Raw genomic sequence first — 19,122 nt, forward strand, 5'->3', positions numbered from 1 at the left:
ATGAAAGGGCTCGGTTCCAAGCGGACCGGGCCCTTTTTGCGTTGGCCAGCACCGGGCTGGCCATATCCATTTCCGGATAAACCTTATTATGATTGCTGTTGCGAAGTCGTCGCATTAACGAGTCCGTGCAATCTGTAGTGCGGCTTAACGGCTCCTACAGGTTCCATGCGCCGCTTTCATCCGTGTCGCATGGCTGCGGAGCGGCGCTTTTGGGATCCTCTCTACCCGAAAGCGCCGCCCCGCCCCTCTCCCATGCAGTTTTTTGACATGTTTTCGTCGAACGCAGTGGACAAGTCGCCCTGCATTTGATGAATTCACTTCTGGCGGCGACACAGGGAGGCGGGCGACACCGGATCGGTCCCCAGCCTCGCGGCACCGCCAAGCGAGGATACTGAAAGCCAGCCACCACCTTATTGGGGGACCAGTGCATGCTTTCCGAAGACTTCATTGACGAAATCGAGACCCTTGCCCCCGATGCAGAGGGCGATCTTTCCGACCGTGGTTTTTCCCGCCGCCAGATCGGACGCATCGCCATGATGCTGGGCGGCAGCGCCGCAATGGCCAGCTTTGGCCGCCCCGCCATGGCGCAGCAGTCGGCGCCGCCCGTCGCGGGTGCCGTTCGCATTCAGTCGAACGAATGCTGGACCGGCCCGTTTTCCGAAGGCGTCGCCGCCGCGGCCATGCTCGCCAAGGAAGGCAATCGCTACGAACCCAATGGCGAACATGCCAAGCTTTTCGCCGCCGTGGCGGAGGTCGAGGGCATTCCCGAGGATCACATCCTGGCATGGCCGGGATCGAGCGATCCGCTGAACCGCGTGGTCGTGACTTTCTGTTCGCCCGAAAAGGGCCTTGTCACCGGCAATCCAAGCTATGAACAGAGCTGGCGCACCAGCCAGTGGCTCGGCGTTCCGCTGGAGCGTGTGCCGCTGACCGCAGCCTACGCGCATGATCCCAAGGCGATGCTGGCCGCGAACCCGAATGCGGGCCTCTATTACGTGTGCTCGCCCAATAACCCGACGGGCACGATCACCCCGCTGGAAGACATCGTCTGGCTGGCCGAGAACAAGCCCAAGGATTCGGTGCTCGTCGTGGACGAAGCCTATATCCACTTTGCCGACGTGCCGAGCGCGGCCAAGCTTGCCGCCACACGCGACGATGTGATCGTGCTGCGCACCTTTTCCAAGCTGTTCGGCATGGCGGGCATGCGCCTTGGCCTCACCTTCGCCAGCCCTGCGCTGCATGAACGCATGATGCGCTATGATGGCGGGCAGGTCACCAACATGCTGCCGATGACGGCGGTCGCCTGCGGCACCGAATGCCTGAAGCAGACCGCCAAGATTGCCGCCCGCAAGGCGGAGCTGACTTCGGTACGTGCACAGACTTTAGCCCATCTCGATGCGCGGGGCGTGAAATACATTCCCGGATCGCAGGCCAACATGTTCATGGCCGATTGGGGCACACTGGGCACACCCAAGGAGATCCAGGCCAAGTTCCTGGAGCAGGGCGTACAGATCGGACGGTCGTGGGATGCCATGCCGACGATGAGCCGCATCACAGTCGGCTCTGCCGAGGACATGCAGAAATTTGCCCTCGCGCTCGACAAGATCCTGATGGCCTGATCGGGCCTAACGCCAAATGAAAAGGCCGGGCGCGGACGATCCGCTCCCGGCCTTTTTCATGTCCGCATCTGGCAGCCTTATTTCATCAGAACCAGTTCTTCGGCCATCGACGGGTGGATCGCGACGGTGGCGTCGAAATCGGCCTTGGTGAGCCCGGCTTTCACCGCGACGGCAGCGGCCTGCATGATCTCCGGCGAATCCGGGCCGATCATGTGGATGCCCACGATCTTCTCGTTATTGCCCTCGCAGATCATCTTGTAGAGGCCGCGCTCATTGCGGCCTGCCAGCACGTTCTTCATCGGGCGGAAGTCAGAGAGATAGACCTTCACATCGCCCAGCTTGTTCCTCGCCTCGCCTTCGGTCATGCCCACGCCCGCGATGGGCGGGTGGCTGAACACGGCAGAGGGGATGCAGTCATAGGATACGCTGGTCGGCTTGTTGCCGAACACGGTGTCGGCAAAGGCCTGCCCTTCGCGAATGGCGACAGGGGTGAGCTGCACGCGGTCGGTCACATCGCCCACGGCATAGATGTTCTCGACATTGGTCTTTGAGAACCGATCGACGACGATCTCGCCCCGGTCGCCCAGTTCGACACCGGCGTTTTCCAGCCCCAGCCCCTCGACGTTGGGCAGGCGGCCGGTGGCGAAGAGGACGCAATCGACCTCGATATCCTCATGGTTCGTCATCGAGACGCGAAGACAGCCCTCCTCGGTCTTTTCGATCCCGCGGAATTCCGCGTTGAAGCGGAAATCGATGCCCTTCATCATCGAGATCTGCAGCAGGCGGTCGCGCAGGCTTTCGTCATAGCCGCGCAGCAGCTTGTCCGACCGGTTGATGATCGTGACATGGGTGCCGAACTCGTTGAAGATCCCTGCGAATTCATTGGCGATATAGCCGCCGCCCGCGATCAGAATGCGCTTGGGCAGTTCGTCCAGATGGAACGCCTCGTTGCTGGTGATGCCAAACTCGTGCCCCGGACATTCGGGCACGCGGGGGCGCGCGCCGGTGGCGATCAGGATTGTGTCGGCGGTCACGGTCTTGCCGCCCGACAGTTTCAGCGTGTGCTCATCCACGAATTCGGCGCGTTCGTGGAAGATCGTGACGTCGTGGTTTTCCAGCGTATTGGTGTAAAGACCGTTCAACCGGTCGACATCGCCCAGCACGGTATCGCGCAATTTCTTCCAGTCGAAGCTGGCGTTCTCCACCGTCCAGCCGAACTGCTGCGCGTCTTCCAGATCCTCGGCAAAATGGGCGCCATAGACGAGCATCTTCTTGGGCACGCAGCCGCGGATGACGCAGGTGCCGCCGATGCGATGTTCCTCGGCAATGGCGACGCGCGCGCCATGGGCCGCGGCAACGCGCGAGGCGCGTACCCCGCCTGACCCTGCCCCGATCACGAAAAGGTCGAAGTCATATGGGCTGTCGGGGGTATCGGTCATCAATCGCTCCTAATGGGTCAGGGCGCGATATGGGCGGTATGGTCCAGGTTTGAAACCCCACGCAGGGTCAGATTTCCCGCGCAAAACGCAGACGCACACGCTGCGCCGCGATCAGAACCGCCGCGATGGCCGCGAAAAGGGCGGTCAGCCCTGCCAGCGAAGCCGCGAGTTCGGGCACTGTCATCTTCGTGGGATCGAGGAAGAAATAGGCATACCACCCCTGCGCCGCCCCGCGGATCAACGCATAGACGACATAGGCGATGGGCCACGCCGCCGCCGGGACGATCAGCCACCACGGCAGGCGTTTTGGCGGGTCCACGATGAAGCACAAGGCCGCCATGATCGGCACCGCCGTATGCAGGAAGAAATCGGCAACTATCTGCCACCCCTCCATCGGCACCAGACCGCGCAGCAGGGCGGCATAGGCAATGGCGACAAGGCCGATGCTTGCCGTGGCCGACAGGCGGAACACGGGCCGCGCCAGCAGACCGAACAGGCCATGGGGTGCGACGCCCAGCGCCTGCGCCGTCACCATCTTGGCTACGAAGATATTGGTCAGCACGGTGAAGTAGCCAAGGAAGCGCCACAGCCCCGGCCCAAGACCCAGCGAACCGACACTGATCCCCAGTTGCAGCGCCAGCCCGCCCCATGCAGCCAGCGCGGTGATCGCGGCCAGTATGCGCCCCGCCTTCACCGCGCTTCTTACCTCAGCCCTTCAGACCAGCCGCTTCCAGCAAGGCCTCGGTGCTCGGGTCGAAGGGATCGCCCTGTCCGCTTTCGATAGACTTGGCGATTTCCTTGCCCAGTTCCACGCCGAACTGGTCGAACGGATTGATGCCCATCAGCACCGCATTGCAGAACGTGCGATGTTCATGAAAGGCGATCAGCGCGCCCAGCGCCGGTGCATCGAGGTCGTCGCACAGCATGGTCGCGCTGGGGCGGTTGCCGGGATAGCAGCGCGCCGGATCGTCGCTTTGCTTGCCCGCCATCAGCGCCGCGCCCTGTGCAAAGCAGTTCGTCAGCAGGATACGGTGGTGATCGGGCTGAAGGTCATCGCCCGCTGCGATGCTGGCGATGAAGTCGACCGGCACCAGCACCGTGCCCTGGTGCAGCAGCTGAAACACCGCGTGCTGCGCATCGGTGCCCACCCCGCCCCATGTGATCGGCGCGGTCGGCCCATCGACCGCCTCGCCATCCAGCGTGACCAGCTTGCCGTTCGATTCCATCTCCAGCTGCTGGAGATAGTCGGGGAACAGCTTCAGCCGCTCATCATAGGCGAAGACCGCGCGGGTCTGCGCGCCGCGAAGGCGGGTGTAGAGCTGGTCGGCAAAGGCGGCGCGAAGGCACAGATTGGCGCGGCCATCGGTGTCACGGAAATGCACGTCGACCGCCTGCGCGCCCGCCAGCATCGCCTCAAACTCTTCCCAGCCCACGGCCATGGCGACGGGAAAACCGATCGAGCTCCACAGCGAATAACGCCCGCCCACGCTTTCCGAAAAGGGCAGGACGCGGGTTTCATCGACGCCCCATTCCACCGCCTTTTCGGGGGAAGCGGTCAGCGCGACGACGCGGCCATAGGGATCCGAGACGCCATTGTCGCGCAGCCAGTCCAACGCGCTCGTCGCGTTGGTCATGGTCTCGGTCGTGGTAAAGGTCTTGGACGCGACCGCGATCATGGTGGTGGCCGGATCGCAGGCCTCCATCGCGTCTTCCAGCGCGCAGCCATCGATGTTGGACACCACATGCACGTCAATGCCGGGCATGTCGATCGGCCGCGCCAGCATGGCCAAAGCGCAGGCCGGGCCCAGTGCCGAACCGCCGATGCCGACGTGGATCAGGTGCTTGATATCGCCCAGATCGCCATTGCGGATCGCGGTCACCAGCAGTTCCATGCGGCGGTGCAGCGCGTCGGCTTCCTCGACGCTGGCCTCTGCCCCGATGCCGCGCTGGGCGGTATGCTCGGCTGCGCGCCCCTCGGTCGGGTTGGCGATGCCGCCGGTAAGCAGCGTTTCGCGCCGACCTGCGAAATCCGTGGCCGCGGCCAGATCCTCAAACGCGGAAAGATACGCATCGTCGAGATGGGTCTTCGACCAGTCGAACAGGATCGAACCCGCCGTCTCGCCCTCGCCCCAGCCGATCCGGCCCGACAAGGCATCCAGCCGGCCGCTGTCGGCTTCGAACAACTCCTTCAGCGTCGGGGTCGGCAATGTGAGGAGGCGGTCGCGAATGGCGGCAGCGTCGGTCATGGGTGATCTTGTCCCTTCGGTAATGGTATTTGTCGATATTGATCGGTCGGTCAGCAATGTTTCACTTGGCCGCTCGCCCTCTCCTGCCCTATGCCGCGCTGCGATACCAGAGACGAGAAGCGAAAACACCTTACATGCCTACTGCACCATCGACCGACGAAACCCCAAAGGATGGCTCCCCGTTCCGGGCGCCGCCGACCGGGAAGAAAAAAGAGAAGAAGGAGGACAGCTTCTGGCTGTTCCTTCTGAAGCTTGCGGTGGTGGTGTTCGTGTTTCGCTCCTTCGTCTTTTCGCCCTTCAACATCCCGTCGGAATCGATGCTGCCGCGCCTGCTCATCGGCGACTATTTGCTCGCTTCGAAATGGAGCTATGGGTACACACGCTATTCGCTGCCCTTTTCCGCGCCGCTGATCCCGGGCCGCATCCTTGGCAGCACGCCCGAACGCGGCGACATCGCGATCTTCAAGGCCCCGCCGACGCAGGAGCAGGATTACATCAAGCGCGTGATCGGCCTGCCGGGCGACCAGATCCAGATGAAGGCGGGCCAGCTCTTCATCAACGGCACCGCCGTGCCGAAGCAGAAGATCGAGGATTTCGTCATTCCGGTGACGCAGAACATGATCGATGCGTCCGCCGCGTCGGGCCGGGGCAGCCCCTGCGTCGACTTCCGGTTCGAAAGCGTGGCGGCCGATGGCACACGCGAATGCCGCTATCCGCAATTTCGCGAAACCCTGCCCAATGATGTCAGCTATAACGTGCTCGACCTGATGGACGGCCCGGAAGACGACACCAGCGTCTATACCGTGCCTGAAGACCATGTGTTCATGATGGGCGACAACCGCGACAATTCGCAGGACAGCCGCTTCCCCGCGCAGGTCGGCGGCGGCATCGGCTATGTCCCCATGGAGAACCTCGTCGGCAAGGCGCAGGTCATGATGTTCTCTACCGACGGCGCGTCGAGCTGGATCAAGCCGTGGACCTGGTTCACCGCCACGCGCTGGGACCGGATCGGTTCGGGATTCTGATGGCAGACAACATCGAAACCGGGCTGAGCGACGACACGCGCGGGTGGATCGCGAAGCAGTCCGGCCACGACATCAAGGACGAGACCGTGTGGCTCTCGGCCCTCACCCATGGCAGCACCGGCGAGGAATTCGATTACCAGCGCCTCGAATTTCTGGGCGACCGGGTGCTTGGTCTGACCGTGGCCGAATGGCTCTATGACCTGACCGACGCAGCCGAAGGCAAGCTATCGCAGCGTTTGAACGCGCTGGTCAGCCGCGCCACCTGCGCCCGCGTCGCGCGCGAGATAGGGCTTCCAGACCATATACGCCTTGGCAAGCAGGCGCGCACCGATGGCGGGCTCGACAGCGACAATATTCTGGGCGACGTGGTCGAGGCGATCATCGGCGCCTGTTTCATCGAGCACGGTTTCGAAGCCGCGCGCGCCATGGTGCGCCGCTGGTGGGGCGATGCGGTCGAAGGCCGCGCCGGCCAATCGAAACACCCTAAATCCGCCCTTCAGGAATGGGCCGCCGGCAATCGCCGCAAGATGCCCGAATATGAGCTGGTCGAACGTTCTGGCCCCGATCACGCGCTGCGCTTTACCGTGCGCGTGTCGATCAAGGGCGTCGGCGAGGAAACCGGCGAGGGCGATTCCAAACAACAGGCCGAGACAAAGGCCGCCGAAAGGTTTTTAAAGCGTCATGGCTGACGAAATTGAACTGCCCCGGATTGAGGGCGAAGAAAATACCCGCTGCGGCGTCGTCGCCGTGCTGGGCGCGCCCAATGCGGGCAAATCCACGCTGACCAATGCGCTGGTCGGGCAAAAGGTGGCGATTACCAGCCCCAAGGCTCAGACGACGCGCGCGCGCCTTTTGGGCATCGCACTGGCAGAGGATGCCGAGGAGCGCCCGGTCCAGATCGTGCTGGCCGACACGCCCGGCATCTTTGCACCGCGCCGCCGTCTGGACCGCGCGATGGTCTCCGCCGCATGGGAAGGGGCAGAGGCTGCCGATGCGATCATGCTGGTGGTCGATCCGATCAAGCTGCGCCGTCACGAGCTGGAACCGCTGGTCGAGACCTTGGCCCAGCGCCCGGAAAAGAAGCTGCTGGTCATCAACAAGGTCGATGCCGCGAAGAAGGAGCAGCTCCTCGTCCTCGCGCAGGATCTGGCCGCAAAGGCCCAGTTCGACGAGATCTATTTCGTCTCCGCGCTGACGGGCGACGGGGTGGCAGAGCTTAAGGCGCAGCTGGCGGCAATGATGCCCGTGGGTCCATGGCTTTACCCCGAAGACCAGGTTTCGGACGCGTCGCAGCGCCTGCTGGCCGCCGAAATCACGCGTGAGCAGTTGTACCTGCAGCTACGCGAAGAGCTGCCCTATGACAGCGCGATCCGGCCCGAAGCCTATGTCGAGCGGCCCGACGGGTCGGTCGAGATTCGCCAGCAGATCGTGCTGGGCCGCGAAAGCCAGAAGCCCATCGTGCTGGGTAAGCGCGGCGCGAAGATCAAGGCCATCGGAGAGGCCGCGCGCAAGGAGCTTTCGGAGCTATTGGGCCAAAAGGTTCACCTGTTCCTGCATGTGAAGGTGCAGGAAAACTGGGCCGAGGACAAAGAGCTTTACGAGGTCCTCGGCCTCGACTGGGTGAAGTAGCGGATCAGTTGCCTGTCTCGGCATAGGCGGCGGTGCGCCGCTGTGCCGTGACGGTCAAAAAACGGGTGAGCGAACAGCCACCCGCAATCAGGGCCAGCACGATCGCCACGATAAACGGCACCGGCCCCAGCCCGACTCCCAGCCCCAGCATCAGCCCCGCGAGTGCTGCCGCATTCGCCTGACCGAACAGGCGCGAGGTGGATAGCAAGCCGCCAGCGGCGGCAGCGCGTTCGCGCGGGGCGCTGCCGATCAGCAGGCGCGAATTGGGCGGCATGAAAAACGCAAAGCCCACCGCGCAGGCGACAAGCCGCCATGCGACCGCGAAATAATCGCCATCACTGGGCAGGAAGATGAAGCTGACGAAGCCCGTTACCATCACCGCGATGCCGAACAGGCCCAGTTTCGTCGGCGCGATCCGATCGGAAAGCCAGCCGGTGAACGGCGCGAATATCAGCATGGTCAGCGGCAAGGGCAGGATCAGCAGCCCGACCTGATCAGGCGTGTAACCCAGCTTTTGTTCAAGAATAAAGGGCAGCGACACGGTCAGCAGGCCCGTCGCGCAAAACGCCACCGCCGCGGCCAGCGCGGACAGTCCGACCAGCGGCAATGCCATGATGTCGACAGGCAGCACCGGGCGATCCTGCTGCCGGGCATATCGGACGAGGAACACCGCGGCCACGATGCCCAGCGCCACCGCACCGATCCCCACCGCGAGCGTTCCGCCGTGCGCTGCCAGCTGCACGCCGCCGATCAGCAGGGCCACGGTAACCGCACTCCATATGCTGCCCTTCCAGTCGACATCGGCGCCGGGCCGGGTATTGGGCAGACTGCGCCCGATCAGCAATGAGAGCAGCGCAAAGGGCACGGGTGCGACAAACACCCACTGCCAGTCGAGATTGGCGACGATATAGCCGCCCAATGTCGGCGCCAGCGCCGCGCTCGATGCGACGACCACCGAGTTGATGCCCAGCCCGCTACCGAGGCTCTTTTCCGGATAGATCGTGCGGATCATCGCCGAGGCGACCGACAGGGCAAGGCTTGCCCCCAGCGCCTGCATGGCGCGCAGGACGAGCAGGAGGGGAAAGCTGTCGATGAACCAGACCAGCGCGGACGACAGGCAGAACAGCACCTGCCCTGTCTGGTATATCCGCCTGTGCCCCACCCTGTCGCCCAGCTTGGCAAAGGGCAGCAGGCCCATCACCATGACCAGCTGATAGATGGTGACGACGGATGTCACCGCCCCTTCGCTGACATTCAGCTCCCGCGAAAGCGTCGGCAGGGCGACATTGGCGATGGTGGAATCGACGACGAAGAGCGCCGTGCCAAAGCTTACGGCGATGATGGCCCATATGCGCCGGGGCATGGGCAGGCCTTCGCCCTCGGCATGATCTGGCCGAGAATGCGCCGATGGCCTGGCCCCGCCCGGTGCGGGCACGGGCCCGTCATCGGCGCCTGAAGGACCATCGTCCATCATCGCTCCATCGTCTCGCAATCGCAGCATGGCCTTCCAAAGCCGGAAGCGGCGAAAGGTTCCGCCGCTCCTGCCCGGTCATGCCTCCTGGGTATCCTCGGATCCAGCCTTTGAGGCTGCAGTTTTCTTGGCCTCCGTTTTCTTGGCTGGTGTCTTCTTGGCCGGTGCCTTTTTCGCAGGCGCCTTCTTGGCGGCGGCCTTCTTCTTAGGCGCGGCCTTTTTCTTCTTCTTGGCCGGGCCCTTCGCCGCACGCTCGTCGATCAGGCGGATCGCGTCTTCTTGGGTCACGTCCTCGGGCTTCATGTCGCGCGGGATCGTCGCATTGGTCGTGCCATCGGTGACATAGGGGCCATAGCGGCCCGCCAGCAGCTTGATCTCGCCGCCGCTGGTGGGATGTTCGCCAAAGACCTTCAGCGGCTCCGCCTTGGCCCGCGCCCCTCCCTTGCGGTTGGCGGCTTCGGCCAGCAGCGTAACGGCGGCGTTCATGCCGGTGTCGAACACATCGGCCGTGCTGGTCAGCTTTGCATATTTGCCGTCGTGGCGCAGATATGGGCCATAGCGGCCAATATTCGCCTCGATCTCCTTGCCCGTCTCCGGGTGCTCACCCACGATGCGCGGCAGCGACAGCAGCTTCACCGCCCATTCCAGATCCAGCTCGGGAATATCCTTGGGAATGGAGGCACGCGCGGCCTCTTTCCCCTCGCCCATCTGGATATAGGGTCCGAAACGTCCGGTCTTCCGTTCGATCGGCAGGCCGGTATCGGGGTGCTTGCCGATCTCGGTATCCGCGTCGGCTTCCTCGCCCGTCTGGCCAAAGCGGCGGGTGTATTTGCATTCCGGATAGTTGACGCAGCCGATGAACGGCCCCGCACGGCCACCGCGCAGGTGCAGTTCGCCCCCTTCGCGCCCGTCGGCGATGCATTGCGGGCAGGCGCGCGCAGGCAGGCCGTCTTCGCGCGGCGGGAAGAGATAGTCGGACAGGAATTCATCCAGCGCGACGGTGATGTCAGAGGGCTTCTGCTCCATCACCTCGTCGGACTTGGGCTTGAAATCGCGCCAGAACGCTTCGAGCACGGCATGCCAGTCGGCACGCCCGCCCGAGACATCGTCGAGCTCTTCTTCCATGCCCGCCGTGAAGTCATAGGCGACATAGCGTTCGAAGAAACGTTCGAGGAAGGCGGTCAGCAGACGGCCCGAATCTTCCGCGAAAAAGCGGTTCTTTTCGGTCCGCACATAATTGCGGTCCTTCAGCACCTGCAGCGTCGCGGCATAGGTGGAGGGGCGGCCGATGCCCAACTCTTCCAGGCGCTTCACAAGGCTGGCTTCGGAAAAGCGCGGGGGCGGCTGGGTGAAGTGCTGGCTCGCCTCGACCGACTTCTTGGCGGGGCGGTCGCCCGATTTCATCTGCGGCAGCAGGCCTTCGTCGTCGTCGTCGCTCTTCTGGTCCAGCCCTTCCTCGTAAAGTGCGAGGAAGCCGGGAAATTTCACGACCTGGCCCGTGGCGCGCAGCTCATGCTGGCCGGTGCCGTCGCGCATGGTGACGGTGGTCCGCTCAAGGCTGGCGGCAGCCATCTGGCTGGCCAGTGCCCGTTTGTAGATTAGGTCATAGAGCTTCGCCGCATCGGCGCTGCCGGCGCGCTGCTTGTAGAAATCGGTCGGGCGGATCGCTTCATGCGCTTCCTGCGCGTTCTTCGCCTTGGTCTGATACTGGCGCGGCTTTTCGGGCAGGTAATGCCCGTCATAGCGTTCGCTGATCGCCTTGCGCGCGGCGGAAATGGCGCTGCCGTCCATCTGCACGCCATCGGTACGCATATAGGTGATCGCGCCCTGCTCGTACAGGCCTTGCGCCAGACGCATGGTGTGGGAGGCCGAATAGCCAAGCTTGCGCGCGGCTTCCTGCTGCAGGGTGGAGGTGGTGAACGGCGGTGCGGGGTTGCGCTTCAGCGGCTTGGTGTCGACCTGCTCGACGGTAAAGGCGCCCGCCTCCACCGCGGCCTTGGCGCGCATGGCGATGCCTTCGTCGCCAAGGGTCAGGCGCTCCAGCTTCTTGCCATCGAACTTGACGAGGCGCGCGTCGAAGCCGGTGCCGTCATGCTCCATCTTGGCAAGGACGGACCAGTATTCCTCCGGCGTGAAACTCTCGATCTCGCGCTCGCGCTCGACGATCAGGCGCAGCGCGACAGACTGCACGCGGCCTGCCGATTTCGCGCCGGGCAGCTTGCGCCACAGCACGGGCGAGAGGGTGAAACCGAACAGGTAATCCAGCGCGCGGCGGGCGAGATAGGCGTCGATCAGGTCGCGATCCAGATCGCGCGGCTTCTTCATCGCATCGGTCACCGCCGCCTTGGTGATCGCGTTGAAGGTGACGCGCTCGACATCCTTGGGCAGGGCGCGGCGCTTTTTCAGCAGTTCCAGAACGTGCCAGCTGATCGCTTCCCCTTCGCGGTCAGGGTCAGTGGCGAGGATCAGGCGGTCGGCGGTCTTGGCCGCATCGGCGATGGCGCGCACCTGCTTCTGCTTGTCGCCATAAAGCTCCCAGTCCATGGCGAAGCCTTCGTCAGGCTTGACCGAACCATCCTTGGGCGGAAGGTCGCGGACATGGCCATAGCTTGCGAGGACCTTGTAGTCGGAGCCGAGATATTTCTCGATGGTCTTCGCCTTGGCGGGCGATTCGACGATGACGAGTTGCATGTTTTACCAAAATTTCCTGATGCGGGCTGGCCGTTATTTGCCGCCCCTTACACGTATACGCGCGAAAGTGGGGACCGGGATCGGCCCCCGTCAAGCCGGTTAAGGCGCTTTAGGCAAGCGAAACCCGCCCGCCTGCATGACGTTCCAGCCTTCCGGCCAGCTCCAGTTCCAAGAGCGCGAGCTGCACCGCAGAGGCGCTGGCACCGCTGGCGCGGATGAGTTCGTCGATGGCCACGGGCGCTGCCGAAAGCATGTCGGCGATGTCGGGCGCGGGTTCTTCGTCCATCTCGGGCTCCAGATGCTGGAACACCGCAGCCTCTTCGCGGAAACGGCTGCGCGGCGATCCGGTGAAGCTGTCGAGGAGTTCGGCCACATCCTCTGCCGATTGCACCAGCACCGCCCCTTCGCGGATGAGGTAGTTGCACCCCCTCGCCCGCGCGTCGCGCGGATTGCCCGGCACCGCCATGACCTCGCGCCCCGCCTCTGCCGCGATGCGCGCGGTGATCAGGCTGCCGGACTTGGGCGCGGCTTCCACCACCAGCGTTCCAGCGCATAGCCCTGCGATGATGCGATTGCGGGCCGGGAAATGCCGCGCCTGCGGCTGGGTGCCGGGGATCTGTTCGGCAAGCACCAGACCTTCGTCCGCCATCCGCTCCTGCAGATCGGCGTGGTCGGGCGGATAGGCGATGTCGATGCCGCTGGCGATCACGCCGACGGTCGCGCCGCCCGCTTCCAGAGCGCCTTCATGCGCGCCCGCGTCGATGCCCCGCGCAAGGCCCGACACCACCAGCCGCCCCTGCTCCGCCAGATCGCGCCCGAACTCGCGCGCCAGCGACACGGCAGCGGCAGAGGCGTTGCGCGCGCCGACGATCGCGATGGCCGGCTTGTCCAGATGCGCCAGATCGCCGCGATAGGTCAGGATTGGCGGCGCATTGCCCATCTCTGCCAGCAAGGCGGGATAGGCCGGATCGTCATGAAACAGGTAACGCGCCCCTGCCGCACGAACATTGGCGATTTCCTCGCTCACCCGGTCGCGGCTGGCCACCTGCCCCTTGCCGCCGCCACGCGACGCCATTTCGGGCAAGACCTCCAGCGCGGCCACCGCATTGCCGCAGCGCGCCAGCATCTGGTGAAACGTCACCGGCCCGACATGGGGCGAGCGCAGCAGGCGGATGCGGGCAAAAGCCTCTTCCTGGGAAATATGCATGGAGTGAGGTGCGACCCTTATTCTGAAATTCTACTTCTTGCCGACCTTTGGCTCCGTACCGTTCAAAAGCCGCCCGATATTCTGCCGGTGCCGCCACAGCACCACCAGCGCCATGATGGCAAGCGCCAGTGCATAATCCTGATAGCCCAGCTGATAGGCCGCAATGGGGGCCGCGACCGAAGCACTCATCCCGCCCGCGCTCGAAATGCGCGTGATGGCGAGCATGCCGATCCACACCACCGCGAACACCAGCCCGATAGGCCATGCCAGCCCCAGCGCCACGCCCATCAGCGTCGCCACGCCCTTGCCGCCGCGAAGCTTCAGCCAGATCGGGAAGCAGTGCCCGACAATGGCGGCAAGCCCGGCCCATTCTTCCAGCCCCGGCCAGATCGCGCGGGCCAGCAGCACCGCGACCACGCCCTTGAAAAGATCGAGCAGCAGCGTCGCCGCCGCCAGACCCTTGCGCCCCGTGCGCAGCACATTGGTCGCGCCGGTTCCGCCCGATCCGATCTCGTGCAGATTGCCTGCCCCTGCCATGCGGGTCAGGATCACGCCAAAGGGAATCGAGCCCAGCACATATCCGGCGATCAGCGCCAGCAGCAGGTCGGTGGTGGTCACGAAGCGTCTCCCAAAAAGCAGCTATGCCGTTAGCCGCTCACTGTTGCGCGCTCAAGCATGCGAGAGCGGTTTATATCGCGCCCTCCACCGCTTGCATCGGATCGCGCGGTGCCGCATGTCCGCTTCTCCATGGCAAACAGCAGCCCCCCTCCCGCAGCGGACGCGCCCATTCTGGTGTTCGATTCAGGCGTCGGCGGGCTCACCGTGCTTGACGCGCTGCGCCGCGAACTACCCGATGCTCCGGTGATCTATGCCGCCGACAATGCTGGCCTGCCCTATGGCGAAAAGAGCGAGGCGGAGATCGCCGCGCGTGTCGCGGGGCTGCTGGGGCGGATGGCCGAACGGTTCCGCCCGCGCCTTGCCTGCATCGCCTGCAATACCGCCAGCACCATTGCGCTGGGCATGGTGCGCGATGTCCTGAACATCCCGATCGTCGGCACCGTGCCTGCCATCAAGCCTGCCGCCGAAATCACCAGAACCGGCACAATCGGCCTGATCGGTACCGGTGCGACCATCCGGCAGGCCTATGTCGACCGGCTGGAGGCGGAGTTTGCCGCCGACAAGCATCTCCTGCGCCTTGCCGCGCCCGGTCTTGTCGCGGCGGCAGAGGCGAAATTGCGCGGGGGCACGCCCGATGCGGGGGTGATTGCCGATACTGCTGCGGCGATGAAGGCGATGGCCGGCGCGGAAAATATCGACACGCTGGTGCTGGCCTGCACGCACTTCCCGCTGCTGTCGGAAGAACTTGCCGAACACTTCCCCGGTGCCCGCCAGATCGACGGGGCAGCAGGGATCGCGCGGCGCATTGCCTTTCTGACTCAGGGGCAAGCCATGATCCGCAGCGCAGGCGACATCGCGCTGTTCACAAGGGCTGACGACAAGCTCGCCTCGCTCCGCCCGGCGCTGGAGGCGCGCGGCCTGTCACGCATGGAAATTCTGTGATTTCAGCATCGACCGGGTTTGATCGTAATACTTTGGGACTGTAATCGGCAATCTTGCTTTGCAAGCCCCCTTTCGATGCAGTAGGGGGTGCCCATATACATCCCGGACAAGCAATCCGGGGAGGGGATTTGGTAAGACGCAGCGCGCCAAATTGATCTGGCGCAATGCGTGAACAGCCTCACCGCCGCAATAGGGGACCTGGACGGGTCCAGCGACGGACAGGTGAACAGGCGAGTTGCAGCACAGTGAATTACGACCAGATTTTCGACCAGGCGATCGACCGGCTCCATACGGAGGGCCGCTACCGCGTCTTCATCGACATCCTGCGTAACAAGGGCGCATACCCCAACGCACGCTGCTTTGCCGGGCATAACGGGCCGAAGCCGATCACCGTCTGGTGCTCCAACGATTATCTCGCCATGGGCCAGCACCCCAAGGTGATCGAGGCGATGGAAGAGGCGCTGCATGACGTCGGCGCAGGGTCGGGCGGCACCCGCAATATCGGCGGCAACACCCATTACCACGTCGACCTCGAAGGCGAGCTGGCCGATCTTCACGGCAAGGAAGGCGCACTGCTTTTCACCAGCGGTTACGTGTCGAACGACACGACGCTCACCACGCTGGGCAAGCTGCTGCCGGGCTGCGTGATCTTTTCGGACGAACTCAACCACGCCTCCATGATCGCAGGCATCCGCAATTCAGGCTGCGAAAAGCGCGTGTGGCGCCATAACGACATCGAGCATCTGGAAGAGCTGCTGGCAGCCGAAGCGCCCGAAACGCCCAAGCTGATCGCGTTCGAAAGCGTTTATTCGATGGACGGCGACATCGCCCCGATCCACGCGATCTGCGACCTCGCCGAAAAATACAATGCGCTCACCTATATCGACGAGGTGCACGCGGTCGGCATGTATGGCGCGCGCGGCGGCGGCATTTCCGAACGCGATGACGCGGCCCACCGCATCGACATCATCGAAGGCACGCTGGGCAAGGCGTTCGGCGTGATGGGCGGCTATATCGCGGCGGACAAGCGCATCATCGATTGCGTGCGCTCCTATGCGCCGGGCTTCATCTTCACCACTTCGCTCTCGCCCGTGCTGGTCGCGGGTGTGCTGGCTTCGGTCCGCCACCTCAAATCGTCGAGCGTGGAGCGTGAGGCGCAGCAGGAATCGGCCGCTTTCCTGAAGGCTGCGATGCGCAATGCGGGTCTGCCGGTCATGGACAGCACCACCCATATCGTACCGCTGATGGTGGGCGATCCGGTGCGCGCGAAAAAGATCGCCGACATCCTGCTCGCCGAATATGGCGTCTATGTTCAGCCCATCAATTATCCCACCGTGCCCCGCGGGACAGAGCGCCTGCGCTTTACCCCCGGACCTGCGCACACCCAGGGAATGATGACCGAACTGGTCCAGGCGCTGGTCGAGATCTGGGATCGGCTGGAGCTGGAGCTACGCAAGGCTGCCTGACGCTCGGCATGGCTGGCAGGCGCAGTTTCATCGGCCTGCTCGCCGCCGCCGCGCTTGGCCCCGGTGTCGCACGGGCATTCGGGCCAGCCGGTGAAAGCGTCGCCCGGCAGGAGAACGCGATGTTCGGCCTTATCGGAAAATTCATTGCCGCCGCTGGCAGGCGCGACGATCTTGCCGCGATCCTGCTCGAAGGGCTGCGCGAAATGCCCGGCAATCTCTCCTATATCGTCGCAAATGATCCAGCCGATGCCGATGCGCTGTGGATCACCGAGGTCTGGACCGACGAGGCCGCCCACGCCGCCTCGCTTTCGCTGCCATCGGTGCAGGACGCCATCGCCCGTGGCCGCCTACTGGTTGCGGGTATGGAGCAGATCGCGCGAACCCAGCCGCTGGGCGGCAACGGGCTACCCTAACCCGCGCAGACCCGCGCCTTCGCCGCATCGTATTCCGCCTTGAATTGCGCGATCCGTTCGGCAGCCGGGACCACCGCGCGCACCGCGCCGATGCCCTGCCCGCTGCCCCAGATGTCCTTCCATGCCTTGGCGTCAGACAGCGCATTGCCGCCCTCCTTGCCCGATGCCAGCGACAAGCCGCCGTCGGCCTCGGGCAGCGCATCCGGGTCCATCCCCGCATTCACGATCGAGCCGCGCAGATAATTGCCGTGCACGCCCGTGAAGAGGTTCGAATAGACGATATCGCCCGCCCCGCTATCGACGATCATCTGCTTATAGGGATCGGTCGCCACCGCCTCGCTCGTCGCGATAAAGGCGCTGCCGATATAGGCGACATCGGCCCCCATCGCCTGCGCGGCGAGGATGGAGTCGCCATTGGCGATCGCGCCCGACAAGGCCAGCGGCCCGTCGAACCATTCGCGGATCTCGCTGATCAGCGCAAAGGGCGAAATCGTGCCCGCATGGCCCCCTGCGCCCGCCGCGACGGCGATCAGCCCGTCGGCTCCCTTGGCGATGGCCTTTCGCGCGAACATGTCATTGATCACGTCATGCAGCACCAGCCCGCCATAGGAATGGACCGCCTCGTTCACCTCTTCACGCGCGCCCAAAGAGCTGATGACGATGGGCACCTTGTATTTCACGCAAAGCGCAAGGTCCTCCTCCAGCCGGGGATTGCTGCGGTGAACGATCAGGTTGACGGCAAAGGGCGCGTCTTCTTCCGTCAGTTCGGCCTGAAGGCGCTGCAGCCAGCTTTCGAACACGCCCTCCCCCCGCGCATTCAGCGAAGGAAACGAGCCGACGATCCCGGCGCGGCACTGCGCCAGCACGAGATCGGGCTGCGAGATGATGAACATGGGGGCGGCAATCGCGGGCAACTGCAAACGGTCGTGCAGCCAGTCAGGCAGGCTCAAATTCATTCTCCCGGATCGGTCAGAGCCCGATCCCAAGATAGATCGCGGTCACGCCGATGAAGTTATTCGTCGCGTGCGCCATGATGGCCGGCAGCAGCCTGCGCCCGCAGGCCACGTAAAGCACACCGAAGATCAGCCCGACAAGCCCGGTCGAAATAACGCCGGTCCACCCCTGGTACATATGCGCCAGCCCGAAAACACAGGCCGACACGATCGCCAGCGGCAGCGCCATGGGTTTGCCGAATAGTTCCGCGCCCCAGCCGATGACAAAGCCGCGAAAAACAAGCTCTTCCGCAATGCCGCCGAACAATAGCCCGATGGCCAGCAGGACGAGATAGTTGGGCAGGTTCCCCTCCACCGCGGCAAAGCTGGATAGATCGACCGGCTCTCCGGTAACTGCGGATAGGACAGGGTCGACCAGCAACGCGAACCCCAGCGCCGTTGCAACGCCGACCGCCGCGCCCAGCGCCAGCGAAGGCCCCCAGCCACGCCACACCAGCGCCATGGTCGGCGCATAGGCGCTTTTCACGGTGAATATGGCGATGACGACGATGGCGACCGAAAACAGCGCGCCGATGCCAGAGATCAGCAAGGGCGCCAATAGCGGCAGCGCCCATAGCGCCCGCTTGCCCAGTTCGCCTGTAGAATGGCGCATGGATCGATCCCCCTCCAGTCCGTTTCCGTGCCGACCCGTAAAAGGATCATGCGCCCGGCAACGCGGGAGGTAAAGCTCAACTGGCGTAATAGAGCGCGACAGAGCCGATCAGGTTGAACATCATATGCGCCGCGATGCACGGCAGCAGTCGCCGCCCGCACAGCTGATACAGCACGGCAAGCGCCAGCCCGATCAGCCCCGTTACCACCGCGCCTGACAGCCCATAGGCATGCGCCATCCCGAATGAGGCGGACGAGATCACGATCAGCAGCGGCACCGCGCCTTTGCCGAATATCTTCGCGCCCCAGCCGATGACGAAACCGCGGAACAGCACTTCCTCTATCGCCGCGCTGGCCAGCGCGATGACCGTGGTAAAGATGGCGATGCCGATATTGCCCGCCACCGCGTCAAGGCCGCTGGTATCGACATTAGTGCCCAGCCACCCCTCGATCAGCGGGCGCATCACTTCTGCCGTGCCGACCGCCAGCAATCCGCCCATGACCATGCCGACAAGGATCGACAGCCACGGTTTTTTCCAGACCATCGCCAATGTCGCCGCACGCGCCGATTTGAACAGCGCCAGAGCCACGACAAGGATCAGGATCGAGATCAGAATGCCCGTGCCCGGCATCAGGATCGCCGGGACCAGCGGAGACAGGCAGACGATGGCTGGAAGCCACTGGCGGGCAGGCAGGGATGCGGCAGAACTCATGCGCGATGGCATAGCGCGCGCATGGCTAATGGAAAGTTA

17 protein-coding genes are annotated in these 19,122 nt (G+C 64.1%); 7 read left to right on the forward strand and 10 right to left on the reverse strand.

Annotated elements, in window-relative coordinates; genetic code table 11:
- The first annotated feature begins 428 nt into the window (after positions 1-428).
- On the forward strand, positions 429-1,619 hold the full coding sequence (locus A9D13_RS17320; RefSeq protein ID WP_066776553.1) for a pyridoxal phosphate-dependent aminotransferase: 1,191 nt from the start codon (positions 429-431) through the stop codon (positions 1,617-1,619).
- Between the two features lie 77 nt (positions 1,620-1,696).
- Here the strand turns inward: A9D13_RS17320 and gor are convergent, their stop codons facing one another.
- From gor to pgi, 3 genes are all read right to left on the reverse strand, one after another.
- Positions 1,697-3,058 (reverse strand): glutathione-disulfide reductase, encoded by a 1,362-nt coding sequence (gene gor, locus A9D13_RS17325; RefSeq protein ID WP_066776555.1) that lies wholly within the window; start codon positions 3,056-3,058, stop codon positions 1,697-1,699.
- Between the two features lie 67 nt (positions 3,059-3,125).
- Positions 3,126-3,752, reverse strand: a complete 627-nt coding sequence (locus tag A9D13_RS17330) for a Pr6Pr family membrane protein (protein ID WP_066776556.1) — start codon at positions 3,750-3,752, stop codon at positions 3,126-3,128.
- A 13-nt stretch (positions 3,753-3,765) separates the two neighbouring features.
- Positions 3,766-5,304, reverse strand: a complete 1,539-nt coding sequence (gene pgi, locus A9D13_RS17335; protein ID WP_066776560.1) for a glucose-6-phosphate isomerase — start codon at positions 5,302-5,304, stop codon at positions 3,766-3,768.
- 134 nt (positions 5,305-5,438) lie between these two features.
- Between pgi and lepB the strand changes: the two genes are divergently transcribed.
- From lepB to era, 3 genes are read left to right on the forward strand one after another with little or no spacing between them, the layout of a single operon-like run.
- Complete coding sequence (lepB, locus tag A9D13_RS17340; RefSeq protein ID WP_082922525.1) at positions 5,439-6,329, forward strand: signal peptidase I; 891 nt, start codon at positions 5,439-5,441, stop codon at positions 6,327-6,329.
- Positions 6,329-7,018 (forward strand): ribonuclease III, encoded by a 690-nt coding sequence (gene rnc / locus A9D13_RS17345; RefSeq protein WP_066776563.1) that lies wholly within the window; start codon positions 6,329-6,331, stop codon positions 7,016-7,018. The genes lepB and rnc overlap by 1 nt, the downstream gene beginning before the upstream one ends.
- A complete protein-coding gene (era, locus tag A9D13_RS17350; RefSeq protein ID WP_066776566.1) occupies positions 7,011-7,958 on the forward strand; it encodes a GTPase Era in 948 nt (315 codons plus the stop codon). Before rnc ends, era begins: the two co-directional genes overlap by 8 nt.
- Before the next feature lie 4 nt (positions 7,959-7,962).
- Here era and A9D13_RS17355 read toward each other — a convergent pair whose 3' ends face one another.
- From A9D13_RS17355 to plsY, 4 genes are all read right to left on the reverse strand, one after another.
- Positions 7,963-9,321: an MFS transporter gene (locus tag A9D13_RS17355; RefSeq protein ID WP_229665301.1), complete on the reverse strand. Its 1,359-nt coding sequence runs from the start codon at positions 9,319-9,321 to the stop codon at positions 7,963-7,965.
- Between the two features lie 186 nt (positions 9,322-9,507).
- Positions 9,508-12,120 (reverse strand): type I DNA topoisomerase, encoded by a 2,613-nt coding sequence (topA, locus tag A9D13_RS17360; RefSeq protein ID WP_066776573.1) that lies wholly within the window; start codon positions 12,118-12,120, stop codon positions 9,508-9,510.
- A gap of 109 nt (positions 12,121-12,229) precedes the next feature.
- On the reverse strand, positions 12,230-13,327 hold the full coding sequence (gene dprA / locus A9D13_RS17365) for a DNA-processing protein DprA (RefSeq protein WP_066776575.1): 1,098 nt from the start codon (positions 13,325-13,327) through the stop codon (positions 12,230-12,232).
- Between the two features lie 30 nt (positions 13,328-13,357).
- Positions 13,358-13,945, reverse strand: a complete 588-nt coding sequence (plsY, locus tag A9D13_RS17370) for a glycerol-3-phosphate 1-O-acyltransferase PlsY (RefSeq protein ID WP_066776577.1) — start codon at positions 13,943-13,945, stop codon at positions 13,358-13,360.
- Between the two features lie 129 nt (positions 13,946-14,074).
- Here plsY and murI point away from each other — a divergent pair, with 129 nt between their 5' ends.
- The 3 genes from murI (at position 14,075) to A9D13_RS17385 (ending at position 16,766) form a co-directional block, all read left to right on the forward strand.
- Positions 14,075-14,887, forward strand: a complete 813-nt coding sequence (gene murI, locus A9D13_RS17375) for a glutamate racemase (RefSeq protein ID WP_066776579.1) — start codon at positions 14,075-14,077, stop codon at positions 14,885-14,887.
- A 245-nt stretch (positions 14,888-15,132) separates the two neighbouring features.
- Complete coding sequence (hemA, locus tag A9D13_RS17380; protein WP_066776584.1) at positions 15,133-16,353, forward strand: 5-aminolevulinate synthase; 1,221 nt, start codon at positions 15,133-15,135, stop codon at positions 16,351-16,353.
- 8 nt (positions 16,354-16,361) lie between these two features.
- Entirely contained in the window at positions 16,362-16,766 is a 405-nt protein-coding gene (locus A9D13_RS17385) for a putative quinol monooxygenase (RefSeq protein WP_216635518.1), read from the forward strand.
- Here A9D13_RS17385 and A9D13_RS17390 read toward each other — a convergent pair.
- The 3 genes from A9D13_RS17390 to A9D13_RS17400 all read right to left on the reverse strand — a co-directional run bounded on the left by A9D13_RS17390 (position 16,763) and on the right by A9D13_RS17400 (position 19,083).
- Positions 16,763-17,716 carry an NAD(P)H-dependent flavin oxidoreductase gene (locus A9D13_RS17390; RefSeq protein WP_066776815.1) on the reverse strand — a complete coding sequence of 318 codons (954 nt, stop codon included), beginning with the start codon at positions 17,714-17,716 and terminating at the stop codon, positions 16,763-16,765. The two genes, A9D13_RS17385 and A9D13_RS17390, sit on opposite strands and share 4 nt — an antisense overlap.
- Before the next feature lie 19 nt (positions 17,717-17,735).
- Positions 17,736-18,371, reverse strand: a complete 636-nt coding sequence (locus tag A9D13_RS17395; RefSeq protein WP_066776587.1) for a CPBP family intramembrane glutamic endopeptidase — start codon at positions 18,369-18,371, stop codon at positions 17,736-17,738.
- Between the two features lie 76 nt (positions 18,372-18,447).
- The gene (locus tag A9D13_RS17400) at positions 18,448-19,083 is read right to left on the reverse strand and encodes a CPBP family intramembrane glutamic endopeptidase (RefSeq protein ID WP_066776590.1); all 636 of its coding nucleotides are present in this window, start codon (positions 19,081-19,083) and stop codon (positions 18,448-18,450) included.
- Positions 19,084-19,122 lie beyond the last annotated feature (39 nt).

The sequence above is a fragment of the Croceicoccus mobilis genome (assembly GCF_001661965.1).
GTDB lineage: Bacteria > Pseudomonadota > Alphaproteobacteria > Sphingomonadales > Sphingomonadaceae > Croceicoccus > Croceicoccus mobilis.